This window comes from Chitinophaga filiformis (genome assembly GCF_900102545.1).
GTDB lineage: Bacteria > Bacteroidota > Bacteroidia > Chitinophagales > Chitinophagaceae > Chitinophaga > Chitinophaga filiformis.
The window spans coordinates 1286780-1312824 of the sequence record NZ_FNBN01000002.1 but is presented as its reverse complement, the minus strand read 5'-3'; the positions used below and the strand labels follow the sequence as shown (position 1 = coordinate 1312824).

Genomic DNA, 26045 nt, shown 5'->3' with positions numbered 1-26045 from the left:
AGAACGAGGAAGCAGCCTGCTTGTATCAAACAAACAGGCTGCTTGTCTGTCAGTTTATTATTGCAAAGTCACCTTGATGATATTGTTGATGGCTGGCAGGGTAGTAAAAGCATTTGGATTTGGTACCAGCTGGATAGGTTTGCTTTCCTCCAGTGGTGTTCCGGCCAGGTTGAACTGAGTAATGCCTGCGCCTGGGAACTGATTGATCGCAGTACCGTCATCATATAACGCGATGGAAGAGGAAACGTCTCCCTTTTTGGTAGCCTCGATATCGTTGCCCGTAGTAGCGAAGAACCAGTCGTTGGAGAAGCCATACATCGTAGCGATAGCGATCCTGTCGCCCGGAGCTACGTTAAGCAGCTGCGATACCTTGCCTCCATTGGCGCCGTTGATCTTAGGGAGCAATACAGTGTTGGTCGCATCTTTCAATACATATACACTTTTAACGCCTGCCTTGCTTTTCAGGGCTGCGGCCAGGATGTCGGCATTGCCTTTCTGAGCCAGGTCTTTCAGGCCTTCGCCGCGGTCATTTTCCCCGGTTTTATAGAATGGGTTTTCTGCACCGTTATATACAACTACCAATACAGGCGATAGCGGTGTAAAGATGCCGGTAATGCCCGAAAGATAGGTACTCATGGTAGTGTTGTCACCTTTTTCCGCAATATCAGTCAGCCCGTTTGCTGTGGGCATATCGGCTGAATAAACAGGCTGTGGTAGCAGCTGTTTACCGCCAGCCACATAGGATATTGCCCAGACGCCGGGGCTGAAAGGCGTTTCATTGACAGTACCACCGGAATTGTTCATGATGGTTGCGGTAAACATGGAATTGCCATTATAGGTGAGAGTGACTTTCATGAGTTTAGAAGCCGCCAGGTAAGTGTTGCCGTAATCATCCGTACCAGTCACTTCCTTGATATTTTTGGATGAGGCCTCGGCAACGCCCGGGTGCATCACATTCTTACCCGGCGCCTGGTTGACGCGGGTGCCATTATCCCATAACTTAATCTGGTCGGAAACATCTCCGGAGATCGGCGTACCTTCCTCATTGTACAACTGGATGCCCGGGTTGGCAGGAGCGAAAAACAGATCATTGCTCCAGCCGTACATGGTGGCGAAAGTGAGTCGCTGGTTTTTCGCAGCAGAGAAGGTAAAAGATACCGACTGGCCAGGAAGGATGACAGGAGGCGTTCCGGTTCCTTTAAACGTTCCCGATTCTACCAGTGGTTTACTGTCCAGCACATTTTCGATCGTAATGGTATTGGGTTGTGTGGGCATGTTGTTGTTGTCTTTTTTGCAGGAAGCCAGGAATGCGCCGGCGAATAATACAGGTAATGTTTTCAGGATGTAATGTTTCATTTTTCTGTTTTTTATAGGGCAAAGAAACAGCGGCGGTATCCCAAACCGGTTGCAGAAGTATAACAAAAGTATCACAGCGCTGTCAGCATGATATTTTTTACGATTTTTGGCGAAATTTCACACATCAATAAGGAATCTATGTACAGGGTCTTGCTATTGGAAGACGATATAAATATCGTGGAGCTGCTGACCATTCATCTGAATGATCTGGGCTGTGAAGTGGTGCCTGCAATGAACGGGCAGAACGGCCTTTCAATGGCGATGGAGCAATCATTCGATCTGATCATCCTGGACCTCATGTTGCCGGGAATGAATGGCATGGAAGTGTGCCGCAGGATCAGGCAGACCGACCGGCATACGCCTATACTCATTCTCTCTGCCAAATCGGAAGAGATTGATAAGGTAGTCGGACTGGAAACAGGCGCGGATGATTATCTCACCAAGCCTTTCAGCATACGGGAATTTATTGCCAGGGTGAAAGTGATTTTCCGGAGGAAGGAAGACTATGTGCCTGCACAGGATGCTGCTGCAATGTCTTCTATCATCCGGTTCGCCGGACTGGTGATTGATACGGACAAGAGAAAGGTTACTCTTAATGATACCAGGGTTGATCTGTCTCCGAAAGAATTTGACCTGATCACTTTGCTGGCTTCTCACCCCGGCAAGAGCTATAGTCGCAAGCACCTGCTGAACCTTGTATGGGGCTATGATTTTGAGGGATACGAGCATACCGTCAATTCACATATCAACCGGCTACGAGGGAAGATCGAGGAAGATATTTCCAATCCTAAGTTTATACTGACCACATGGGGAGTAGGGTATCGTTTTAATGAAGAATTATAAAGTAACGAATATGTCTGTAAAAACAATACGAGGGAACCTGCTGTTCTGGAAGATCGCTGCCGTGTTTTGCTCGTTGCTGATCATACTGGGAATTGCATATGTGCTGATCGCCTCGAAGCTGTCACGGTCCTATTATATGATGGCGCACCAGGAACTGTATGGTAATGTTGCTTCGCACCTGGCCAGTTTTACACATCCCCTGAAAAATGGGCAACCTGATACGGCCGTAACACATGACATTATTCATTCCATTATGGTAGCCAATCCCAGTGTGGAAGTTTATCTGCTGGATACTACAGGGAAAATCACCGACTACGTAGTGCCCGACAAGTCAGTGCGGCAACACCATGTAGACATTGCTACGGTAAAACAATGGCTGGTGGCCGGAAACGGTAGGCGTCCTTTGGGCAATAATCCCAAGGACCCTTCTGAGGCAAGCATTTTTTCCGCTGCACCGATCTATGAAAACGGCCGCTTAACCGGTTATGTATATGCAGTGTTGTCCAGCGAGAAACAGAGAGCCATATTGAGCACGCTTAACAGCGACCTGTCTTACCATCTGGGTATATACCTTTTTCTTTGTGCTTTGCTGATCGCGTTTATAGTAGGCGTCATTACCTTTTTCCTGATTACAGATAGTATCAACAGGATCGCAATAGTAGTACGAAGGTTCAAGGAAGGCGATTATACTGCCCGCATAGAAGGACATGCGAAAGGTAACCTGGGCATGCTTACTTCTACTTTTAACGAAATGGCCGATGTGATCGTAGATAATTTTGACAAGATCAGCGCTACAGACAAGTTCCGGCAGGAGCTTATTGCAAATATATCTCATGACCTGCGGACCCCTTTATCTATTATGCAGGGATATGTGGAAACCATGATGATCAAAAAGGATAGCCTTGCAGAAACAGAACGGAACAAATATTTGTCGGTAGTACTCGAGAGTACTAAAAAGTTATCTGTATTGGTGGAGCAGTTATTTCAATACGCGAAGCTGGAAGCCAATCAGGTGAATCCGGAAAAAGAGCCTTTCCTGCTTAACGAGCTGGCGTCAGATATCCTGATGGCGTATCAGTTGAAGGCCACGGAAAGAAATATAAAACTAAGCCTGGATGCTGCTGCGGGCCTGCCACCAGTATTTGCAGACATCGCACTTACCGAAAGGGTCTTACAGAATCTGATCGATAACGCATTTAAGTTTACACCAGACAACGGCAGCATTACCGTCCAGCTGAAACAGCGCGACACAGGAGTACTGGTACAGGTGGCCGACACAGGCATCGGCATAGCTTCTGAAGACCAGGCGTATATTTTTGAACGTTACAAACAAATTAATAACGACAAGCTGCCTAAGAAAGGCATGGGTATAGGATTGGCTATTGTAAAGAAGATACTGGAGCTTCATCATGCTTCCATACAGGTTGTCAGCGAACCGGGTAAAGGAGCAACATTTTCATTCGTGCTGCCATCGTTGTAAGCCTGGCGATCAATTTTCTCCCTTGTTAGTCAGGGAATATGGAACAGTAGCACGGGGCTTCCCTTATAATGATTCTGTTATTCTATCGGTAACATACTGTTGCGATCCCAATATCATCGCTTATCCTGTGTTCAGGAATATAACATGAACCCAGGATAAGCGATATTAATATTAGCTATAGCTTCGAACTATTCTATTTTGACATTAAACGTGAAAGTAGCCTGAACTTTCTTCCCTGCTTCATATTCATAGACCAACGCTTGCCGGATGGTGTATTTGTCTCCAACAGCATTGTGGCCGGGATACTGACCTATTGAGAAAACAAAGGTGGATGCATCGTATTCAGAGAATAAACGGGCATCGGTTCCCCAGTTTATGACATTCCCCTGTGCATTAAACCAATGGCCATAACCATTTGCCGTCGTAGTGGCATTGAGTGAACCATTACTTTCAACAGCATAAAATTTAATTGAACTGCCCATCAGCTGAGTGATTTTTGCAGGTTGCAGTGCAAAAGCGGTAGCTAATTTTGTCAGATCAATAGATACTGATTTTCCTGAGTAAGCAGTCATATCCAGGGGGAAGCTGACATCATAGATAAAACTGGTATCCTTAGGTATTGCATTTTCATCTACATTAATGTAACCTAATAGATTGGTATGGTTGAATTTCACCTTATATGGCCATTGTTCATCATTGCTCTCATTATCATCCCATGCATGAGGGGAATAGATTGTGGGAGCGCCGGTTACGATAAACCATAATTTACTGCAGTTTGCCGGTACGGTAAACGATGCAGTGCCAGCCGTTCCTTTGGACATATTGCTATATACTCTTGTACCATTTTCAAGCAAAGCCACATAACCATAACGCCATCCGGCGCGTGCGGCATCTACCTGATTGTAGCCGGCAGCATTGGGCAATCCTGTAAAAGCAGCCGATATTACTGTGCCTCCGGCCGGAACATTTAGCGGAATAACATTATAGCCGGTTGTTCCGGGGCAATGGTCATAAGCAACCTGGAAACTGCCGTCTGCCAGCTGATTCATCTTATAGGTATGCTTGCCGATATAATCTTTTCCATTCTGCCGGAGGGCGTCCATGTCAAAAGTTGTCAGACGGGTAGCGGCATCATAGATCTCATCATTGAACTGTTCAGTTGTTATGCCATTCAGCCGCATATATGCCTGGACAGGGTCTTCCGGTTGTCTCGCTCCACGCCAGAGCTTACCGATCATGTCGATACCATGTTTATAAGTCCAGTAATAGTGTATGAAATAGTTGGCATAACGGGGCAATTCATGAATGATGTGACGGTGATAATTTTTTACATACTCCCCGAAATAATAGGATGTAAATGCTTCTTTGGGGTAACTCTGGAAAGATTGCCATTGTGCTGTTTGTTCCCAGAATCCGTTGCCGCCATTTCCCCCAAAGCCATAGCGGAAACCGGCGCCGTTTTTTAAATCGCAGAATACCTGGTACTGGAAGCTGTGCCCTATCTCATGACCGATGGTAGATCCTACAGGCTGACATGTATTCGGACTTACCCAAAGCGCCCCGATGACATCGTCATAACCTGAGCCGGTAGCCAGCCATTGGTCCTGGTAGTACAGGAAGATCATTAGTTTATACTTGTCCAGATTCGACTTTGCCACGCCTACCTCTGCAAACTTAAGCTCTGTCACATTATGTTCATAAAACGACTCGGCTTTGGCCAGAAGATCATCAATATTTACACGATATGCAGCGGGGATACTCTGAGAGCCCGGGTCATAATGCTGGTATTTTTTATCCCAGAAGACAATAAAATGAGTTGATTGCCGGCTACGTTTGTAACTCCAGGTGCTTGTGCTGTCATTGTAATCCATATTGCCAAATTCGTTCGGCTTGTAAATGGACAGCGCCAGCAGCTCCGACTTCTTAGGTGCCTTGACCTCTTCTTTGCCCGGAGATTCTTTTTTACATGAAGCAAAAAGTAGAACAAGGCAGGATAGTACAACTAACAAATTGTTGCAGAGGAAACTGAGTCCTCTTCGGTTGACAGAAACAAGGTTAATTTTCATAAACATCGGATTGATAAGGGTTATATATTTTGTAGAATAGTGAAAATACAGTCCGGTCTCCCAGGTTTTACAGGGAGCCAGTCGGTAGTTCCAGGTAGTGATAAAGATTCCATTGTTCGTTACATATCCAGGCGGAGGTAGCTACAGGTCAGTATTAATTAAATGTCATATTAACACTTGATTGGTGTGAAATTAAGGAAATAAGGATATATCTGTCAGCCATTATTTTAACGCGTAGTAGCTATATCTTAACACGTTTTTATCAGTTGGTTGCATCTCTCTTCTTGCTATTTACAAGAAATTTGTGTCCCTATTTGTAAGGTTAATTAGTATCGGCGTTGATTTCTCTCCCTTTTCGGTCAGGGAATATTCTATTATGGGAGGGATTATTACCCGGGGGTAGATAGCGTAATGAATCCCTCCTGCTTATTATTTCCCAGCAAGATAATTATGGTATTCTTTCGACAGTTTAGTACCTACGCTGAAAAAGTGGTCTACATTGAACTGCTGGTAAGATTCCATGTCCAGTAGTTCTTTATTGAAGTGAGTTGTAAGCTCTTCCAGTGTATAGTTGCTCCAGTCCATCGCCTTAAGCGCGTGTTTGCCTCTGTCTTCTGATGCGTAAATGACTGGAAACGAAAATTCTTTTTGTATTGACAGCTTGGTACTTTTTATTTCGCCGGCAGACACGTTTATCAGCGTATGAACTGTCGCAGCTCCCAGTACAACAAGACAGGTACTTTTTTTCATACTCTTGCCTTCCATAAAAAACACTTCTTTTACATTTAAACTGCCGGTGATCTGAGCAAGGTTATCTGTGCGATCAGGATAGCGTGCCCACATGTTTTGGGTTTCAACATTTCCTGCAATCAATCCCTCGGAAAAACTCAATACTTTACAATGCACATTGCCCAATACTACTGGTTGGAAGAGAACCATATCCTCCATTTCATTCACATATTTATAATAAGTGTCCCAATAGATGTTATCGTGAAGGTTGAGGACTTCAGTTGTTATATCTCCTTCGTGAACCGCGAAAAGATTCTCGTCAAACTGAGTTTTGTTTTTTGATTTTTCATACAGCGCTGCCAGCTTATTGCCGGCAGGTAGCATTGTTTTTAAATCTTTGTAAGCGATAACTTTTAAGTTGCTTTTGTCAATCATTGTTCCAATTATTTAAGCGTTCTTTTGAATCTGTTGATTTACAGCTTCCATCTGCTGATGGTCGTAATAACGATGGGCTAAAAATAATAAATCATTTATACTTATTGGCTGAGCTACTAAATTGTATTCGTCCAATATTAAACCAAGATGTACAGTTATGTCAGTGTGTGAAATTGAAGTCCTGAAAGAAGAAAGCGTTAATCTAAATATTGAGCCATCTGAAATACATCAGATGGCTCAATATTTTGACTATTCACTGCAAAATTCCAATTTCAATAGCAGGTCGCATTGCCATATTTCGCATCGTTGCTGTTTTGTCAGCGTATCAGCGCCTCACCAGGATCTTCTTTGATTGTTTGCCGTCAGAGATCACATAGACACCATTGGCCAGCGTTGAAGGCAGTGTGATTTCCAGCTTGTTAAGACCATCTGCTACGCCATATTTCTGCCTTGAGATAACACGGCCGCTGAGATCAGATACAGTGATATATTTTTCTTTTTCACCTTTGGTATTAATCTCCATAAAGACTTTACCTGTCGCTGGTACCGGATATAACTTAACAGGTGTGATCGCTTCATTTCTGGTTACGGGAGCAGCTGTCCGGGCGGCAGCTCCGGGTACATTTATTCTCAGTTTATAGCACTTATCGGATGATGTTCCACCTGTGTAAGGATCTACCTCTACGATATAATACTCGCCTCCTCTATCGAACACTTCTACGGAGCCATAGTCTTCATTGTATTCTACGTGATCGAAACCAACGCCGGCAAGGGTAATGTATTCCATCAGGTGTACCCTGCAATTTTGCCAGAGACCATCTACTCTTACTTCAAAGTAATATGTTCCTGAAGGAACGAAGAACAGATAATAGTCCTCATCCTGTAGCTTTGAAATATAGTCAGTATTCACTGATATTTCCGGAGCTTCGATGTCGTTCTGATTAGGTTCATACCAATCCGCACATTCCTGTGATGGCTGGGTGCTCACCGTTAGCTGATAGCATTCGGGACTGATGGCAAGTCTCTGACTACTGGTTTCCAGGTAGTAAGTACCTGCAGGTGCTCCGTACTGGAAAAGATGTTTAGTTTTGTTGGTTGCATCATATACACCTGAACGGAGACGTATACCATTAGCATCTTTGAGGTCAAACTGTAAATATTCTGAAACAACATTAGTCATATATGCGCTGATGGTAGACGGCGTGTCGATCGTAAATTTGAAGTAATCCCTGTCCGCGTAATCTGAGATCCTGCCTGCGACTGTTTGTCCGATAGCAATAGTCTTTGCAGAATCCAATACATCGTTGTACTCAAAAGTATCCGGGCAGAGTGGGGGAGTTGCCAGTCCAACATTCAATGTATAACAGCTTTCAGATGATTCCCCGTATTGGCCTACATAGATATAGCATTTTCCTCCGAGGGTGTTGAAATTGAGAACGACGTCAACGCCTGGATCAAGCGCCCAGTCATATTCTCCTGTGTCGTTGTTGTAAATCCCAAAATACGTGTTGGCGGCTGGATTATGCATGGTGATGTGTATCTGCGAATTGGCCGGGGCATTGATTTGATAAGCATCATTATCGCCCGAAGGAAATATCGCGCCCTGAATGTCGGTATTCGTCGGTATCAGTGCGGCTGTTTCATCCGTGTTGTTGGGCTCATAGGCAGATATACAGGGCAATGTAGTATCTGTCATATTAGCTGCCGCCCGTATGGACGTGCATGCAAATACAATGGCTAACAAACTGAGTAAAAGTTTTTTCATAAAATAATGGTTTGAAATTTATGTAAAATGAGCGTGTCGGGTTGAATGTTTTATAGGTTAACCTGAGCGCATATGCCATGTAAGTTACTAATTGTTGCTGTAATATTACTGCAGCACGCGACCCCTAAGACTAAAGCTGATGGCATTTGCATAGTCTTTTTATACTATCTGATATGAGTGTGTTCGCAGCGACTGATATTCAATGAAAAAAGGCGCCTCATTTGACAATGAAGACGCCTCTTTCTGTCCCGTTGATACCTGTCATACCTTAGAAGACATAGAAGATACTTGCCTGCGCCACGTTAGACCTGAAATCTGTCTTTATATTGGCAATATCAAAGTCCCCCACCTTAGATATTCCATAAATGTACCTTACGCCGATACCAAGTCCTATTGGAGACTGGTAGCCAATACCACCTGCCGCAGCGAGGTCCAGTTTCTTTGCAAATTCACCGAAAGTAAGTCCCTTCACTTCCTCTTTGGCTTTCATGCCTACCTGTGGCCCTGCTTCAATATAAAGACCAAAGTTTGTCCGGTATTTAGCCAGGAAAGGGACGGAAATGTAGTAAAGCTTGATATCATTGTTGCCAAACACATTTGCATCGCCTTTGATCTTTGCTCCCTGGGAAGAGAATAGGAATTCTTCCTGTACCAGGAAATTGTCTGTGATTTTAAAAGCAACGGTAGCGCCGGCATGGAATCCAACTAATGGATCTGTTGCAAAATCGGTGTTGGTGAAATTACTGTAGTTGGCGCCCGCCTTCAATCCGAATTCGAAGCGGTTTAAAAAACTTTGACTGAAGCCCTTTGTTGATAGCAGCACCAGGCAAATGAAGAGTAACTTTTTCATGATTTCTTTTTCTGGTTTTCGACATTAATGATCCCCCGGAGGGTGGTTTAAGTATTAGCCGGGTCAAAGGTGGTAGTTTTGGAAGCCGGCGGAGAGCGGAAAGTGAACGAAGCGGACAAAATGCCTCACGAGGCAGGTAAACAAGGCTATATTCCATCGGGGGGATTTTGGCTGTAATAACAGGCCGGAATCGCTTCAATCGAAAATAGGGTGTTTAAAAGCCTGTTTTGTCCGTTTCATGGCTTCTCCATCACCGCCCGGACTGACAAATATGCTATCTTTATAACATGAACGTCAATCCATTAAAGAGGGATATGATCAGGTACACCTGGATAGCGGGGCTGATCGCCGCTGCCTCCGCCTTCATGATTCTCAATATTTCTAAAGGTGCGAGTAGCGCACCTCTTTTTTATGCTATTTTTACAGGTCTTCGCTTTTCTCTGATCGGTTTCGTCAATGTCTGGATAATAATACTGGTGGATAAGCACATGTCTTCCGCAACTTTAAAAGGGAAGAGGTTTGTCCGCTATACTGCAGGATATCTTTTCTCGATGGTCCTTTGTTTTTGTACCGCCCCTCTGGAATTATATTTATCACTGCCGGTCAGTATTTCACTGAATCCCCTGGAACGCATTGAATCTATTCTTGTACAGGGATTTATCAATAACAGCCTGGTCATCATTGTACAGAATATTGTCATCCTCCGTTACGAAAAGACAAATACAGATCTTGAAAACTCCCGCCTGCGGGTAGCCAATCTTGAATCGGCGAACCTCCTGCTGAAACAACAGATACATCCCCACTTTCTTTTCAATGCATTAAGTATGTTGAAAAGCCTGTACAAGACAGACGTACGTGCAGGAGAGGCCTACCTTTCCCATCTTGTCAATTTTTTTCGGGCATCGCTGGTAGAGCAGCAATCCCAGATTTCACTCCTGCAGGAAGAAATTAAACTCTGTAATGACTATCTTGAAATGCAAAAGATCCGCTTTGAAGATGCATTGCTTTGCACGATCGATATCCCGGATCACGTGCTGCTGAGGGGCGCCGTACCGCCATTTTCTATACAGTCATTAATAGAAAATGCTATCAAACATAACGAGGTGACCGAATGTTCACCGCTGATGATCAGCGTGTTTTATAAAGATGACCGGATTATCATAGAGAATAATCTACAGCTGAGAACACATATCGACGGACCAAGTGGTAAAGGGCTGATTAACCTGATTGAAAGATATAGGATATTGTCCGATGAAGAAGTGATCATTCGTCAGGATAATAAAAAATTTTCCGTAAGTATTAAAGTGCTAAGTAATGAAGCTGGTGATCATAGAAGATGAAAAAGTAACTGCGAGGGACCTTGCCCAGACAATTGAGCAATTGTTTCCCGAAGCGCAGATTGAGAAAATATTAACCACGGTGAAGGAAAGCATCAGTTATTTCAATGAAGGATGTTATGCAGATCTTATCTTCTCAGATATTCAGCTGGGAGATGGGCTAAGCTTTGAAATATTCTCCAGGCTGGAAATAGATGTACCTGTCATATTTTGTACTGCTTTTGATGAATATGCTCTGCGGGCATTTAAGGCCAATGGAATTGATTACATTCTGAAGCCTTTTACCACAGAAGCGGTGGCTGCTGCTATTAACAAATACCTGGCCTTTACAGGGAGAACGGCGGGGAATGCCCTGTCATATAAAACGCTGGAACAGCTTTTTGTATCGAAGAAGGCAGTCGATTCCGGCGCTGTGCTGGTATACCAGAAAGATAAGATCCTGCCAATAGCTATCAACAATATTGCCTTTTTTTACCTGAAGAACGGCGTTGTAAACCTGACTACTTTCGACAAACAGGTTTATCTCATCAATAAGAATATGGAAGAACTGGGCAAATTAACAGAGCCACTATTCTTCAGGGCAAACCGCCAGTTCCTCGTGAATAGAAAGGCGGTACTGGATGCGTCCGGCTATCTCTCCCGTAAGCTGTCAGTTACCTTATCTATTCCTACACAGGAAACCATCACTATCAGTAAAGAAAAAATGTCTCAATTCCTGGACTGGTTAAAACAGTTGTAAGTTATCCACTGCGAAAAATTATTTTCAAATAGTGTCATATTTACACCCAATTTATTACTTTTATTGCCAGAAGGGCCGTTTGAAAACCTACGTGCCGTGTAGAAATTCTATGTTATAAGTGCGTACCTATATTGGGAGTCAGAAAACCTATTGCAGTAATTCCACGGAAATAGCCCAACCAGCCATGCCATACGCATGCGATAACCCATGCTGATTTATCATGCTAGTAATAAAATAACGTTTATGAAAAAACTAACAATGCTGCTTGTTACGGCAATCTGCGTCCTTGGCGCCTATGCCGGCCCACCGCTTCCTTTTAAGAAACCCACAGCCCCTCCTGTGACCATTAAGGGTAAAATCACTGACAAAGACGGAAACCCACTGATCGCCGTTTCCGTCCGCGTAAAGGGTTCTAATGTAGGAGCGCTTACTAATACAGAAGGTACTTTTACACTTTCTCCTGTTACCGAAAATACCTTGCTGGTAGTATCAAGTGTAGGATATAATGTGATGGAGATTATGGTACACCATGCTGATAACAGATATACAGCGGCTGTTGTAAAAGAAATTGAAGGGAATGCCTTACAGGCCACGGAAGGAGACCAGCTGTATCTGAACATTATATTAAGTCCGACAGTAAAGGAATTGGGAGAAAGTGTGGTCATCGCCTACGGTACGGTTAAAAAACGGGACCTGACAGGTAGTGTGGTGTCTATCAAAGAAGCAGATATCACCGCCACCCCGGTAAATAATGTAATGGAAGCCCTGCAGGGAAAAGTAGCTGGTATGGATATCATGAGAAGTTCGGGCGCTGTAGGTACTAACGTAGATATCCTGTTGCGTGGCAACCGCTCCATTTACGGTGATAATTCTCCGCTATTTATAGTAGATGGTATTCAGAGTACATACGACCAGATAAACCCTTCTGATATTGCGAGTATAGACATCCTGAAAGATGCGTCTTCCACCGCTATTTATGGTTCAGCAGGTTCCAATGGCGTCGTTATTATCACTACAAAAAAAGGAAAGGCAAACAAGTCTTCTATGAACCTGGACGTGTTTTACGGACTGAGTGGCAGTCCGCACTTCTTTCATGGTATGACCGGCGATGAGTATGTGAAATATCGCAGGGAACTGTATCGTACGGTAAACGGTGAATACCCGCAGGACATGTCCCAGATCTTCACCACAGAAGCCGTACTCGATGCCTATAACAAGAATAAGTGGATTGATTGGGTAGGACTGATCACGGACAATACAGCTACACAGCAGAAGTATAATCTTTCATTTACCGATGGTAGTGCGAAGACCAGGATATATACTTCATTCACCTATACTAAAGAGGAAGGCATATTGAGCAAAGAGAATCAGAACCGCTATGGTGTGCGGATGAACCTGGATCACGATGCCACAAAATGGGCGAAAATAGGTACGAACATCAATGTGAACTATACCATCCAGAACCTGCGTGCAAAGAACATCTTTACAAAATCATTGTCGGCGTTGCCTTTGGGAGATCCCTACGATGAACACGGAAATATCAACACTGTATATGTAACCGGTGAAACAACACCTCTTGGTGATCAGCTGCCCGACCAGTTTGCCGATAACACGCGTACTACTTTTGCCAACCTGAATGGTTATGTGGAGCTGAAACCCCTAAAGGACCTGTCTTTCCGTTCTGTGATGGGCGCTACGCTCAACAACTACCGCAACGGGAAATACTGGGGTAAACAGGCAGTGTCCAATGTGGTATCCGGCTATGCCGCGCCGCTGGCCGCTATCTATAATGGATTCAGTTATGGTTATACCTGGGAGAACATCCTGACTTACAATAAAACATTCGCTGCAGACCATCAACTGACGGTGACTGGCATTACCTCCTGGGCGAAGAACAGTGCAGATTACAACAACTCGCTGGGACAGGGTCAGAACCTGGATTATTACCTGTTTTACAATATCGGTAACGGTACCCAGAAAACCGGCAATGCGTCTTCTTATGAGCAGAAACAAAGGATGTCTTTCGCCGGCAGGATTAACTACAGCTTCAGGGGCAAATACCTGTTAACGCTCACCAACAGGTGGGATGGCGTTTCTCATCTCGCGGCAGGGCACAAATGGAGTGCATTCCCCGCTGCTGCTGTGGCATGGCGTATCTCGGATGAGCCATTCATGAGTACTACCACTAACTGGCTCAGCGACATGAAGCTGCGCGCAGGATATGGCGTAACCGGTAACTCGGGCGGTATGTCTGCATATTCTTCCAAAACGCAGGCGTATATGTACCAGGCGGTTTCCCTGGATGGCAAACTGGTTCCTAACGTGCAGAATTATGGTACCTATTCTAATCCAACTATCGGTTGGGAGAGAAGTTATAACCTGAACATCGGATTAGACCTGTCATTATGGAAAGGCCGTGTAGATCTTGCTATCGACGCCTATAATACAACTACTAAGGGACTGCTCTTTAAGCGTACTTTACCCATTACCTCCGGACTGACGGCATGGGCATCACCTATGACTACCTGGCAGAACATCGGAGAGACCAACAACAAAGGACTGGAAATCACGCTCAGGACGCGTAACATCGTCCAACGTGACTTTGAGTGGAGCACCGCCTTCTCTTTCACAAAGAATAAAGAGAAGATTGTCAGCCTGCCAGATGGAAATGTGATTGCCGAAAAACTGTTTGTCGGCGAACCGATAGATACCCATTACGACTACAAATACCTGGGTATCTGGTCCTCGAACGAGGAGGCCACTGCCACTTTATACGGGGCCAAACCTGGCTTTGTAAAGGTGGCCACCAAAGAAAAATTTGATGCCAATGGAGTAGGGGATAAGGGGGTACATCCTTATTCAGACAATGACCGTATGGTTTTGGGATCTGCAGTACCTAAATGGCTGCTCGGTATCAACAATAACTTCACCTACCGAAACTTCGACCTGGGTTTATTTACAATGATACGCTGGGGCCAAATGATCAACAGCAGCCTGTTGGGATGGTATTCTACTACCGACGACGGGCAGCCTGCCGGTATTAATTACTGGACGCCTGAGAATCAGTCGGCACGTTACCCCCGTCCCGGTATCAGCAGCACAACAGGTATTGAATCGCTTAAGTATGTGGATGGCTCTTTCATTAAGCTGAAGACAATTACATTAGGTTATACTTTCCCGGAAAGGATGATGAAATATACCCACGTGACGAAAGGCCGTCTTTATGCTACAGCCTATAATCCGCTGATATATACTAAGAATAAGGATTTGAAGGGAACAGATCCTGAAACAGGAGGATCTGACTCTTTTCCGCTGTTTGCCACTTTTGTATTTGGTATGAATATCACCTTTTAATGCTGACGAAAATGAAACATAAAATATTACTACTGCTGTTATCAATACTCACCGGTCTTTCTTCCTGCTCACTGGAAGAAGTGAATCCATCCGGATTTACAATCGAATCGGTCGCTGCTTCCTCCGTTGACGGATACAGAAATCTTGTCAATAACTGTTATTTCGGTATGGAGCGCCAGCTGTACGGGTATAACCAATGGATGATGCTTTGTGAAGGCGGTACAGATCTATGGACTTACCAGAAGAATGGTGTATCGTTCTCCCAGTTCTTTAAGTATGGAGCCGGCGCCACGATGAGCCTGACCACAGGAAATGGAGTATGGAATGCCTGTTATGATGGTATAGGCTCCTGTAATACTGCTATTAAGTATGCAGATATTGCGCCGTTTACAACGCCTGAGAAAAAGAACGAAATGGTAGCCGAAGCCTATTTCCTGCGGGCGATGTATTATTATAATCTTGTAGAACAATTCGGGGGAGTAACTGTCACAACAGCACCAACTGTCACTGTTAATCTGCATCCTGAAAGATCCGCTCCGTTGGATATCTATAAGAATGTGATCATTCCCGACCTGGAATTTGCCGTTAAGTGGTTGCCGGTGAATAATGGGATCACCAAGCCTTCGAAAAAATCGGCATTGGGTTTCCTTGCGAGGGCTTGTCTGCAGACTGTTGAATACGACGAGACAAAGTCTATGGCGGCGAAAGCACTGGAAACGGCTAAGCTGTTGATTGATGATTGCGAAAGTGGTGGCAGCAAGTATAATACCTATCTCTATCAGACATTCGATGATGTGTTCCTGGAAGCCAACAATTACAGCAATAAGGAATCGTTATGGTCACATCGTTTTGTAGTGGGAGGTGTAAGCAATAATGCCTGGTACATGAATATGAATAATGAACTGTTTTATTGCGTAGTGACAGATTTTGGCGCAATACAGCAACAGGGTGCTGACTATACTACCTGGGGGCGTCGTTCCGGAGGCCAGTTCATGCCGACAGCCTATATGCTCAACTTATTTGTGCAGGATAATGGTACACTCGATCCCCGGTACCATAAATCATTTCAGACCTCATGGACTGTCAATAAATCTTCCTATACATGGACGGACGCAGCGCTGAAGATCTTCGACCGTTCAACAGCCGTCACTACCAGCACAACGCTTGCGCAGGATGCTCCGGCTATTGATTTCGTTCATCCCAATGATCCGGATTATGCTGAAAAAGTGGCGGATAAACTCTCTCAGCCATACCTGGTAGTGGATTATTCGGATGTATATGATGCTGCAAAGAAATCGGTGAAGATGCAGTACAACAGGGTGAACAGGCCATTGGACGGAGGAGGAACATTAACTACCAATCCTTTCTTCAGTTTCTATCCCTCCCTGACCAAGCATAACAGCAGTAACTACTATACGAATAATGCCTCCAACAACCGTTACGGTAATTTAAATGCCACATTTATGATGCGGATGTCTGAAGTATACCTGATTGCTGCGGAAGCCGATATTTATGCCAATGGAGGCGGAAATGCGGCACAGTACATCAATAAGGTCAGAACGAGAGCCGGTGCTATTCCTTTACCAGGAGCTGTAACTGTTCAAACGGTGCTGGATGAACGCGCACGGGAATTATGTGGGGAATATGTAAGGTTTTATGATTTAAAGCGGACGAAGAAACTAAACAAGATTTATCTGATGGAAACTAATCCGGATGTAGGGCAGTTCTTTACCGATAATCAGCATGAAGTGCGGCCGATACCAACGGCCTTCCTGAATACACTGGAGTCGGGGGGAAGTTACTATCAGAACCATGGTTATTGATTTCAGATGATGATAAAAGCCCGGCAGTCAAGCCGGGTTTTTTATTTGCAGGATGATAATTGGTGAAATTGTGGAAATGAATTTGTTGAATTTTTTTGTTTTGTATTGAGATAAGTAATAGTATTGCAAAAGTTATCGATAGATAAGCTTTAAATAAGGTTGTTATTGTTTGTTATGCTTTTTTTAACCAATTCAAAACAACTTAATTTTATGGCAGAAATTACAGCGGGGCCTAACCCAATTCCAGCAAAGCAGTGGCCCAATTTTACATTGTCTCGCTTATGGCACCATCCTGTGCTTATCCCTTTTCATCAGGCATTAAAGGGTAATAAAATGCAGCATAAAGTGGAAGAACTTATTGACCAGTCCCAGTATATTTTGACCCTTGAAGAGGGTTGGGATGGAGAAGATGGCTCGCCTGTAAATAAGGCTATCTGGGAAACTGCTACTTCTTTTCTGAGGGCATATGTCAAATATATTGATCAGCGTTATGGTTTTTCTTTTGATCTTCCAGAGATCAATCCTTTACGGGATGGATCTATTGATCTGGAATGGAGAACTTCAAAGGGAAGATTGCTGATTAACTTTAATGAGAAACATCCTCATGAAGCATCGTTCTATGGTGATAGATATGCAGATGAGGATAGTATTAAAGGAAATGTTGACGTTAAAGAAGTAAAAGAGCATTTAGCTATCTGGATGAAAAACTGTTTGTAACCAAAATATGGAAAAATTATTTATCCCAAATCAAGACCACGTCTTCTGTCGTGTAGGCGTGGATTTTATTAGTTCAAAAGATAATAAGCCCAGAGCCAGTGCATTTAGGAATACTCCGGTTACAGGTAATAATTTAAGCTGTGACTGGGATAGATATTGCACTGCGGAATCCTCCCGGGCGCTGATTGGACGGCAGGTTAACGTTAAAACTGAAATAATCATCCTGGCGGCTGTCAATCAATTTAATTCTGGCGGCCGTCAGCAACTTATTCCTGCGTGGCTGCAGCACCTTCCATTACCGCACGGTGCTGTAGCCCCCATTCCTCCAGCTGTTGCCAGATAGGCGCCAGTTTTCTTGCACTTTCCGACAGCGTATATTCCACTCGTGGAGGTATTTCTGCATACACTGTTCTGATGATCAGACCACTTTTTTCCAGTTCCTGCAGGTGCAGCGTAAGCATGCGGTCAGAGATATCAGGGATATGCTCCTTAAGTTCACTGAAACGCATTGTTCTTTTCTCAAGTTTATAGAGAATAACCAGTTTCCACCTGCCTCCCAGCACATCGATAGCATAAACAGCCCCGCAAAAGTCAACGAGGTTTTTAAGATTCTGCGCATTGGTGGATGTCGGTTTACGTTTGCTCATTACTTACAATTTTGTGTGAGACATACAATTGGCCGCCCTGTTACCGGGTAAGCAACTGCAATTTACCTTTGCTGCGTTAACAGAAAAAGCAACATAAAATTATGAAAATACTGATTGTGTTGGCCCATCCGGAAATGCAGAGCATGAATGGCGCCATGTTCAGACAAGCGATTAAAACACTGGAAGAAGAAGGGCACGAAGTAAAAGTATCAGATCTCTACAGAGAAGAGTTTAACCCGGTGTCTGGACGGAATAATTTCAAGACCACCTACGACGCTGCTTATTTTAAACAACAGCTGGAAGAACTGCATGCGGTAGAAACAGCTGGATTTGCAGACGACATTGAAACAGAACAACAAAAGGTGGAGTGGTGCGATCTGATGATCTGGCAGTTCCCCCTGTGGTGGTTTACCGTACCGGGTATTCTCAAAGGTTGGGTGGATCGTGTATTTGCCATGGGACGGTTTTACGGAAATGGGAGGTTTTACGAAGAAGGCATATTTAAGGGTAAAAAGGCCCTCCTGTCAATTACTGTTGGGGCTAATGAAGATGCTTATCTGAAAAATGGATTACACGGAGATCTGTATGGCGTGCTTAAACCCATTCATCGGGGTATGTTGAAATTTACAGGCTTTGATGTACTTCGTCCACAAGTAGTCTATGGTCCCGTCCGGCAAACGGCAGCACAAAGAGAGCTGGAATTGGCAAGGTGGGGAGAAAGACTGAAGCACATTTTTACGGAACAAGCTATAGCCGTTGATATGTATTGATGTTTTTAAGCCCGGAGAACGCACCGGGCTTAAAAACAACTTCTACGGAGTCAGTATTGGTACCATCCCCAGGCCATCAACACATTGCCTCTTTAGGAGTTCGTCTTTCATAGCATCCCAGGAGTCATAAACGCCTGACCCGGTCAGGCAGTCTATGGTATTATTAGTTTAATGTACTTGTTTAAGTAGTGTGTTCGGACCCTGTCAATTATATATAGTTTTTCTTGCATGTGGCCATGGTACTGGGGACGACTTTAAAATATGCTTAAAATTTGTGTTAAACCCCTATTCCTCCTTTTTCCGCTTTTAAACTTTTCCTAGCTTTGGTGCCCAAATGAGAGTAGCTGTATTTTTTCTATGTCTGTGCTTGATGCTGATGAAGGGGATCGAAAACCCCCTGGCGCGCACGTATTATAGTGGGGTCGGCTACGCCCTTGCAACGGAGGAAGCGGAAGAAAAACACCGCGAACTCCTCACCAGCAGTAACCATTGGAACTATTCCATCATTAAAGACACCCGCCCCGTCTCAGAAGACGAATTCATTGTCGGTGAGGATGTGGAAGACGAGGACCCGAACAATTTTGCTTATAAATATAAATTACTGGCCAGAGGCCGGTTGGCATACGCTTCTTTATCTGATTTAAAATACCATCGCAGATATTTAAAATCCCCCACAATATTATCAGATCAGGCATCTTATAAATATCTTCTGCAAGGAGTATTAAGGATCTGATCAGGCAATATACATCAGCCAACGCGTAGGCGTGTTTATGCATGCCGACCGGATGTATATTATCCTGGCTTCTATTTGCATGACATTACTATCGCCGGCTGAACTACCTCTCTCCCAATTTTTGCTTTCAGGCAACCTATCGTTTATTAACTAATATCATGAAGAAAATCGTCATGTTCACGGCTTCGTGTGCTTTACTATGGCATACCAGCTGTAAACCACACAAAGAAGAAAAAGAAGAAGTTAACAAATACACCGTTACCAGCCCGGTAGTAATGGATACTTCTTTCACCAAGGAATATGTTTCCCAGATACGCTCTATCAGAAACATTGAGATCAGGGCCCAGGAAAAGGGGTACCTGGAGAATATTTATGTTGATGAAGGCCAGTTTGTTAAAGCCGGACAGGTACTGTTCAGGATCATGCCTAAAATTTATGAGGCAGAATTGCTGAAGGCAGAAGCGGAAGCTAAAGCTGCAGAAATTGAACTGCAGAATGCCAAAACCCTGGCGGATAAAAACATCGTCTCCAAAAATGAGCAGGCAATGGCACAGGCTAAGCTCGATCAGGCAAAAGCTGAAATCGCGCTTGCCAAATTGCATCTGTCATTTACTGAGATCAGGGCGCCGTTTGCAGGTACGATCGACCGTATTCCTAAGAAACTGGGAAGCCTGATCGACGAAGGGGAACTGTTGACCAGCCTCTCCGACAACAGCGAGATGTTCGCTTATTTCAATGTATCTGAGCCTGAATACCTGGAGTATCAGACAAATGCGAAAAGCCGCGGAGATAACAAGGTAAAGCTGCTGCTGGCCAATAACCGCCCCCTGCCTTACAAAGGAGAAGTGGAGGTAATTGAAAGCGAATTCGATAACGAAACAGGAAATATCGCCTTCAGGGCCAAATTCCCGAATCCGGATAAGCTTTTAAGACACGGTGAAACAGGTAAGGTGATGATGAGCATGCCGCTCAGAGATGCATTGGTTATTCCGCAGAAAGCCACTTACGAGATTCAGGACAAAAAATATGTTTTTGTAGTCGACAAGAACAATGTGCTGAAGTCAAAAAACATTACTGTAAAAGGTGAAATACCTGACCTGTATGTGATAGAAAGTGGCGTATCTGAAGGCGACCGTATACTGCTCGAAGGTATTCAGAAAGTAAAAGATGATGACAAGATCAACTATGAATATCTGGCGCCGCAAGAGGTTATTTCCCACCTGCGATTAAAAGCAGAATAGTAGTTCAATACTAATAGCGAAAGATCAATGTTTAATAAGTTTATCCAGAGACCCGTTCTCTCAATAGTTATATCACTTATCATCGTATTTCTGGGAGCGATTGCCATCACCCAGTTGCCGGTGACGCAATTCCCATCCATTTCACCTCCTAAGGTGAACGTTACTGCGGAGTATCCCGGTGCGAACGGTGAATTGATGGTGAAATCAGTGCTCATTCCCCTGGAAAGGGCCATCAACGGTGTTCCGGGAATGAAATACATGACCTCCGATGCGGGTAACGATGGTGAGGCTACCCTGCAGGTAGTATTTAACCTGGGAACCGACCCAAACCAGGCGTCATTGAACGTACAGAACCGTGTGGCATCTGTGGTGAATAAACTGCCGCCACTGGTAGTGCGCGAGGGTGTGAAAGTAACCCGCGTGGAATCCAGTATGCTCATGTACGTAAACCTTTACAGTGAGGATCCTAATGCTGACCAGAAATTCCTTTTCAACTTCGCCGACATCAATATCCTGCCTGAATTAAAAAGGGTGGATGGTGTCGGATTCGCAGATATCCTTGGTAACAGGGAATATGCGATGCGTATCTGGCTGAAGCCTGACCGTATGCTGGCATACAAGATCTCTGCAGATGAAGTGATGAAAGCACTGGACGAGCAAAGCCTGGAAGCCTCTCCCGGCAAAACTGGTGAGAGCTCCGGTAAAAGGTCCCAGTCATTTGAATATGTACTTAAATACTCAGGAAGGTTCAATAATAAGTCGCAGTATGAAAATGTTATCCTGCGTTCCAGCCCCAATGGTGAGATCCTTCGTTTGAAAGATGTAGCTGATGTGGAGTTTGGAAGCTCGATGTATGACATCTATTCCAACCTGAATGGTAAGCCTTCCGCGGCGCTTGTATTAAAACAATCATACGGAAGTAATGCGAGCCAGGTTATTAAAGACGTAAAGGAAAAGCTGAAGGAGATCAAAGCGAATTCTTTCCCTAAAGGGATGAATTACGAGATCAGCTATGACGTATCCAAGTTCCTGGACGCTTCTATCGAGAAAGTAGTACACACGCTGGTGGAAGCCTTTATCCTGGTGGGTATCGTGGTATTCCTGTTCCTGGGCGACTGGCGTTCTACACTGATCCCGGCAATGGCGGTACCGGTATCCCTGATCGGTACATTCGTGTTCATGCAGTTCTTCGGTATTACGCTGAACCTGATCACCCTGTTTGCGCTCGTACTGGCCATTGGTGTGGTGGTGGATGATGCCATCGTGGTAATTGAGGCCGTCCATGCGAAGATGGAGAAGGAGCACCTGTCGCCGATGAAGGCCACCAAAAAGGCCATGCATGAGATAGCGGGAGCGATTATCGCCATTACCTTCCTCATGGCTGCGGTATTCATACCGGTGGCGTTCATGTCTGGTCCGGTGGGTATCTTCTACCGCCAGTTCTCCATCACTATGGCAACAGCAATCGTGCTTTCCGGTGTTGTGGCGTTGACGCTGACACCTGCACTCTGTGCCATGATCCTGAAGAATAACCATGGAAAGCATAAGAAAAAGTCGCTGGTGGACAAATTCCTGGACGGTTTTAACAGGGGCTTTGAGCGCTTACAGGGCCGGTACATAAAGATACTCAAGTCTATCATCAACAGGCGAGTGGTGACCTTTGGCATGCTGATCATTTTCTGTGCCTGCACATGGTACCTGAATGGAACAGTACCCGGAGGTTTTATTCCGAATGAAGACCAGGGGATGCTGTATGCGATCATCCAGACACCTCCGGGCTCCTCTCTGGAAAGAACCAACGAAGTAGCAGAGCGACTGCAGAAGATCTGTGAAGAGATCGACGGTGTACAGTCTGTTTCTGCCCTGGCGGGTTATGAGATCCTGACAGAAGGTACCGGCGCTAACTCTGGTACATGTCTGATCAACCTGAAAAGCTGGGAAGAGCGGAAGCACTCTGTACTGGAAATTATTGAAGAACTTGAAGAGAAGACCAAAGACATTGCGGGCGCTAATATTGAATTCTTCCAGCCACCGGCCGTACCTGGTTATGGTGCTGCAGGCGGTTTCGAGTTACGTTTGCTCGACAAAGCCGGTTCCGGTGATTACAAGAAAATGGAAACGGTGAGCAACGAGTTCGTAAAAGAACTAAGTAAGCGTAAGGAGCTGACATCTGTATTCAGCTTTTACAGCGCCAGCTTCCCTCAGTATATGATGAAGATCGATAACGACATTGCGCAGCAGAAAGGTGTGACGATCGACAACGCAATGAATACACTTTCTACACTGATAGGAAGTAACTACGAGATCAGCTTCATCAAATTCGACCGTCCTTATAAGGTGATCATCCAGGCAGCTCCGCAATACAGGGCATTGCCTGAAGACATCCTGAAACTATATGTGAAGAATGACCGTGATGAAATGGTGCCTTTCTCCGCTTTCATGAAAATGGATAAAGTGTATGGTTTGTCCGAGATCACCAGGCATAATATGTTCAACGCTTCAGAGATCAGTGGATCTGCTGCTCCCGGTTACAGTAGTGGTGAGGCCATTAAGGTGATCGAGGAAGTAGCGAAGAAAACCTTACCGAGAGGATTTGGTATTGACTGGGCAGGTATTTCGAAAGATGAGGTATCGCAGGGTAATCAGGCTATTTACATCTTCCTGATCTGTCTTGGTTTCGTGTACCTGATCCTGGCTGCCCAGTATGAAAGCTTCATCCTGCCATTGGCGGTGATCCTTTCCCTGCCGGCGGGTATCTGTGGCGCCTTCTTCTTACTCAAAGTATTAGGTCTGGAGAATAACATCTACGCACAGGTAGCAATGGTAATGCTGATCGGTTTGTTGGGTAAGAATGCCGTGTTGATCGTGGAGTTTGCGGTGCAGAAACACCGTTCAGGATCATCCGTACTGGCGGCTGCAATGGAAGGTTCCAAAGTGAGGTTCCGTCCCATCCTGATGACCTCCTTCGCATTCGTAGCGGGTCTGATCCCACTGGTATTGGCTACAGGACCAGGTAAGATCGGTAACCGTACTATCGGTACTGCCGCCTGCGGTGGTATGCTTTTCGGAACCATCTTCGGTGTGCTGATCATACCCGGATTGTACTACATATTCGGCAAGATCGCAGAAAGACGCATGCTTGTTAAAGACGAAGAAGAGAATCCTTTAACCGAAGAAATTGATCATAATGTATATGTATAAACTGAGGAAGAACAGATGGGTTGGAGCACTGGGCGCTTGCCTGGTAGTGGCAGCCTGTAAGGTCCCGAAGATTGTTGCACCGCCTGATACAAAGCCGGTGCCTGCGACATACGACAATAACCAGGATACAACCAATATATCCGCTACACAATGGCGTGAATTCTTTAAAGATAAAGACCTGGTAAACCTGATCGATACAGCGCTGAAAAACAACCAGGAGCTGGCGATCACTTTACAGGAAATTGAGATCGCGAGAAATGATATCAGGTCACGTCAGGCGCTGTTACTGCCCTCTGTAGGTGTGAGGGCAGGAGCAGGTCTGGAAAAAGTAGGAAGATATACCAGCCAGGGGGCAGGTGACGCTACTACGGAGATCGAGCCCGGAAAAGAAATGCCCGATCCGCTGGCCGATTTCACTATCGGTGCTTATGCGAACTGGGAAGTGGATATCTGGAATAAACTGCATAACTCCAAAAAAGCTGCGGTGACCAGGTTCCTGGCTACAGTAGAAGGCAGAAATTTCGTACTGACTAACCTGATAGCAGAAATCGCTAATTCTTACTACGAATTACTTGCTTTGGATAACCAGCTCGCGATTATACGGCAGAACATTGATCTGCAGAAGAACGCACTGGAGATTGTGAAAGTACAGAAAGAAGCCAGCCGGGTAACGGAACTGGCCGTGAAGAAATTCGAAGCGGAAGTGCTGAAGTCCCAGAGCATGGAGTATGACATCCTGCAGAACATTAAGGAGACAGAGAACAGGATCAACTTCCTGTTAGGCCGTTATCCACAGGAAATAGCCAGGGATAAGGGTAATATCCTGAATATCATGCCGGCTATGATCAGCACCGGTATCCCGTCACAGTTGCTGGCCAATCGTCCTGATATCAAACAGGCGGAACTGGAGCTGACAGCTGCGAAGCTGGATGTAAAGGTGGCCCGCGCGGAATTTTATCCATCATTGGGTATCTCTGCCGGAGTAGGGTTTCAGGCCTTTAAGCCATCCTACCTGTTCAAGCTTCCAGAGTCTTTACTGTACTCCGCAGCCGCAGATCTGGTAGCCCCGCTCATTAACAAGAATGCGATCAAAGCTGAGTTTAACAGTGCCAATGCCCGTCAGTTGCAGGCCCTGTATAACTATGAGCGTACTATCCTGAATGCTTTCCTGGAAGTATCTACGCAGATGTCTAATATCAACAACCTGAAGAAAAGCTACGAGCTGAAATCAAAACAGGTGGAGACGCTGACACAGTCGATCGATATCTCCAATGACCTGTTCAAATCTGCCAGGGCTGACTATCTGGAGGTATTACTGACGCAGCGTGATGCGCTGGAAACCAAGCTGGAACTGGTAGAAACCCAGAAGGAACAGCTGAACGCAGTGGTGAATATTTACAAGAACCTCGGAGGAGGCTGGAAATAAGAACCTTATCATCTAAAATAACAATCGAAGAGCCGGCAGACAACTGACCGGCTCTTTTTGTTCTTAACCGGGCTTGTTATGTGGCCCTTTTTAAACCAATGCCGGAGGTTACAGGTCCACCTCAAAGGCATAGTAAAGGCATAGTAAAGGCATAGTAAAGGCATGCTTAAAGCGTGGTATCGTGGTCCATTTGGCCCCACATAACGGGAGGGGCTGCCCCGAAACCTATCCCTGTGGCAACACATTTTTAAAATAAACATAACCTGGAGTTAACAACAAATTCCGGAAAGCGCCTTATCATTGCAGCCGATTTCAAGACACTATAGCCTATGGGGGACATTTACGCACAACCAAATATATTTTGTTCTGTTATTATTATCTTCGCTGACTTTGCTTTTAAGCCCTATATTGCATGGATAGCCTATAGACAGAACCACGTTGCGTATAACCATTAGCTAGGATCACACTAACACTCAGAAAGGGTGGCCTCCAACAGGCCATGAGCAGGTACTTCTTTTTACATTCAAGCATAA

18 protein-coding genes are annotated in these 26045 nt (G+C 44.9%); 12 read left to right on the top strand and 6 right to left on the bottom strand.

Annotation, left to right across the window (positions count from 1 at the left end; all coding sequences use genetic code 11):
* Positions 1-57: 57 nt before the first annotated feature.
* Positions 58-1356, bottom strand: coding sequence for a spondin domain-containing protein (locus tag BLR32_RS11720; RefSeq protein ID WP_089831801.1), 1299 nt, complete (start codon positions 1354-1356; stop codon positions 58-60).
* A 138-nt stretch (positions 1357-1494) separates the two neighbouring features.
* On the opposite strand from BLR32_RS11720, the gene BLR32_RS11715 reads away from it, so the two are divergent.
* Positions 1495-2199 carry a response regulator transcription factor gene (locus tag BLR32_RS11715; RefSeq protein ID WP_089831799.1) on the top strand — a complete coding sequence of 235 codons (705 nt, stop codon included), beginning with the start codon at positions 1495-1497 and terminating at the stop codon, positions 2197-2199.
* A 10-nt stretch (positions 2200-2209) separates the two neighbouring features.
* A complete protein-coding gene (locus tag BLR32_RS11710; protein WP_089832176.1) occupies positions 2210-3679 on the top strand; it encodes a HAMP domain-containing sensor histidine kinase in 1470 nt (489 codons plus the stop codon).
* 188 nt (positions 3680-3867) lie between these two features.
* Here BLR32_RS11710 and BLR32_RS11705 read toward each other — a convergent pair whose 3' ends face one another.
* The 4 genes from BLR32_RS11705 to BLR32_RS11690 form a co-directional block, all read right to left on the bottom strand.
* Entirely contained in the window at positions 3868-5745 is a 1878-nt protein-coding gene (locus tag BLR32_RS11705; protein WP_089832174.1) for a DUF4859 domain-containing protein, read from the bottom strand.
* Positions 5746-6174: 429 nt separating this feature from the next.
* Positions 6175-6909 (bottom strand): hypothetical protein, encoded by a 735-nt coding sequence (locus tag BLR32_RS11700; protein WP_089831797.1) that lies wholly within the window; start codon positions 6907-6909, stop codon positions 6175-6177.
* A 325-nt stretch (positions 6910-7234) separates the two neighbouring features.
* Positions 7235-8674 (bottom strand): T9SS type A sorting domain-containing protein, encoded by a 1440-nt coding sequence (locus BLR32_RS11695; RefSeq protein ID WP_089831795.1) that lies wholly within the window; start codon positions 8672-8674, stop codon positions 7235-7237.
* A gap of 268 nt (positions 8675-8942) precedes the next feature.
* Complete coding sequence (locus BLR32_RS11690) at positions 8943-9524, bottom strand: porin family protein (protein WP_089831793.1); 582 nt, start codon at positions 9522-9524, stop codon at positions 8943-8945.
* Between the two features lie 287 nt (positions 9525-9811).
* Between BLR32_RS11690 and BLR32_RS11685 the strand changes: the two genes are divergently transcribed.
* The 5 genes from BLR32_RS11685 to BLR32_RS11665 all read left to right on the top strand — a co-directional run bounded on the left by BLR32_RS11685 (position 9812) and on the right by BLR32_RS11665 (position 17494).
* Positions 9812-10864, top strand: coding sequence for a sensor histidine kinase (locus tag BLR32_RS11685; protein ID WP_089831791.1), 1053 nt, complete (start codon positions 9812-9814; stop codon positions 10862-10864).
* Complete coding sequence (locus tag BLR32_RS11680; RefSeq protein WP_089831789.1) at positions 10839-11600, top strand: LytR/AlgR family response regulator transcription factor; 762 nt, start codon at positions 10839-10841, stop codon at positions 11598-11600. Before BLR32_RS11685 ends, BLR32_RS11680 begins: the two co-directional genes overlap by 26 nt.
* A 243-nt stretch (positions 11601-11843) precedes the next feature.
* Positions 11844-14954 (top strand): SusC/RagA family TonB-linked outer membrane protein, encoded by a 3111-nt coding sequence (locus BLR32_RS11675; protein ID WP_089831787.1) that lies wholly within the window; start codon positions 11844-11846, stop codon positions 14952-14954.
* 11 nt (positions 14955-14965) lie between these two features.
* Positions 14966-16777 carry a RagB/SusD family nutrient uptake outer membrane protein gene (locus tag BLR32_RS11670; RefSeq protein WP_218124176.1) on the top strand — a complete coding sequence of 604 codons (1812 nt, stop codon included), beginning with the start codon at positions 14966-14968 and terminating at the stop codon, positions 16775-16777.
* Positions 16778-16987: 210 nt separating this feature from the next.
* On the top strand, positions 16988-17494 hold the full coding sequence (locus BLR32_RS11665; protein ID WP_089831781.1) for a hypothetical protein: 507 nt from the start codon (positions 16988-16990) through the stop codon (positions 17492-17494).
* A 266-nt stretch (positions 17495-17760) separates the two neighbouring features.
* Here BLR32_RS11665 and BLR32_RS11660 read toward each other — a convergent pair whose 3' ends face one another.
* Positions 17761-18141: a winged helix-turn-helix transcriptional regulator gene (locus tag BLR32_RS11660; RefSeq protein ID WP_089831779.1), complete on the bottom strand. Its 381-nt coding sequence runs from the start codon at positions 18139-18141 to the stop codon at positions 17761-17763.
* A 101-nt stretch (positions 18142-18242) separates the two neighbouring features.
* Between BLR32_RS11660 and BLR32_RS11655 the strand changes: the two genes are divergently transcribed.
* The 5 genes from BLR32_RS11655 to BLR32_RS11635 all read left to right on the top strand — a co-directional run bounded on the left by BLR32_RS11655 (position 18243) and on the right by BLR32_RS11635 (position 25512).
* Entirely contained in the window at positions 18243-18911 is a 669-nt protein-coding gene (locus BLR32_RS11655; protein WP_089831777.1) for an NAD(P)H-dependent oxidoreductase, read from the top strand.
* 334 nt (positions 18912-19245) lie between these two features.
* Entirely contained in the window at positions 19246-19644 is a 399-nt protein-coding gene (locus BLR32_RS11650; RefSeq protein WP_143011447.1) for a hypothetical protein, read from the top strand.
* 158 nt (positions 19645-19802) lie between these two features.
* Positions 19803-20885 carry an efflux RND transporter periplasmic adaptor subunit gene (locus BLR32_RS11645; protein ID WP_089831772.1) on the top strand — a complete coding sequence of 361 codons (1083 nt, stop codon included), beginning with the start codon at positions 19803-19805 and terminating at the stop codon, positions 20883-20885.
* Between the two features lie 27 nt (positions 20886-20912).
* Entirely contained in the window at positions 20913-24086 is a 3174-nt protein-coding gene (locus BLR32_RS11640) for an efflux RND transporter permease subunit (protein ID WP_089831770.1), read from the top strand.
* Positions 24079-25512, top strand: coding sequence for a TolC family protein (locus tag BLR32_RS11635; protein ID WP_089832172.1), 1434 nt, complete (start codon positions 24079-24081; stop codon positions 25510-25512). Before BLR32_RS11640 ends, BLR32_RS11635 begins: the two co-directional genes overlap by 8 nt.
* Positions 25513-26045: the final 533 nt, after the last annotated feature.

Bases quoted from the DNA above. Each gene is read 5' to 3' on its own strand.
- BLR32_RS11670 (WP_218124176.1), top strand. From the start codon at position 14,966: ATGAAACATAAAATATTACTACTGCTGTTATCAATACTCACCGGTCTT.
- BLR32_RS11715 (WP_089831799.1), top strand. From the start codon at position 1,495: ATGTACAGGGTCTTGCTATTGGAAGACGATATAAATATCGTGGAGCTG.
- BLR32_RS11645 (WP_089831772.1), top strand. From the start codon at position 19,803: ATGAAGAAAATCGTCATGTTCACGGCTTCGTGTGCTTTACTATGGCAT.
- BLR32_RS11705 (WP_089832174.1), bottom strand. From the start codon at position 5,745: ATGAAAATTAACCTTGTTTCTGTCAACCGAAGAGGACTCAGTTTCCTC.
- BLR32_RS11680 (WP_089831789.1), top strand. From the start codon at position 10,839: ATGAAGCTGGTGATCATAGAAGATGAAAAAGTAACTGCGAGGGACCTT.
- BLR32_RS11720 (WP_089831801.1), bottom strand. From the start codon at position 1,356: ATGAAACATTACATCCTGAAAACATTACCTGTATTATTCGCCGGCGCA.
- BLR32_RS11635 (WP_089832172.1), top strand. From the start codon at position 24,079: ATGTATAAACTGAGGAAGAACAGATGGGTTGGAGCACTGGGCGCTTGC.
- BLR32_RS11700 (WP_089831797.1), bottom strand. From the start codon at position 6,909: ATGATTGACAAAAGCAACTTAAAAGTTATCGCTTACAAAGATTTAAAA.
- BLR32_RS11640 (WP_089831770.1), top strand. From the start codon at position 20,913: ATGTTTAATAAGTTTATCCAGAGACCCGTTCTCTCAATAGTTATATCA.
- BLR32_RS11650 (WP_143011447.1), top strand. From the start codon at position 19,246: ATGAGAGTAGCTGTATTTTTTCTATGTCTGTGCTTGATGCTGATGAAG.
- BLR32_RS11660 (WP_089831779.1), bottom strand. From the start codon at position 18,141: ATGAGCAAACGTAAACCGACATCCACCAATGCGCAGAATCTTAAAAAC.
- BLR32_RS11690 (WP_089831793.1), bottom strand. From the start codon at position 9,524: ATGAAAAAGTTACTCTTCATTTGCCTGGTGCTGCTATCAACAAAGGGC.
- BLR32_RS11685 (WP_089831791.1), top strand. From the start codon at position 9,812: ATGAACGTCAATCCATTAAAGAGGGATATGATCAGGTACACCTGGATA.
- BLR32_RS11710 (WP_089832176.1), top strand. From the start codon at position 2,210: ATGTCTGTAAAAACAATACGAGGGAACCTGCTGTTCTGGAAGATCGCT.
- BLR32_RS11655 (WP_089831777.1), top strand. From the start codon at position 18,243: ATGAAAATACTGATTGTGTTGGCCCATCCGGAAATGCAGAGCATGAAT.
- BLR32_RS11675 (WP_089831787.1), top strand. From the start codon at position 11,844: ATGAAAAAACTAACAATGCTGCTTGTTACGGCAATCTGCGTCCTTGGC.
- BLR32_RS11665 (WP_089831781.1), top strand. From the start codon at position 16,988: ATGGCAGAAATTACAGCGGGGCCTAACCCAATTCCAGCAAAGCAGTGG.
- BLR32_RS11695 (WP_089831795.1), bottom strand. From the start codon at position 8,674: ATGAAAAAACTTTTACTCAGTTTGTTAGCCATTGTATTTGCATGCACG.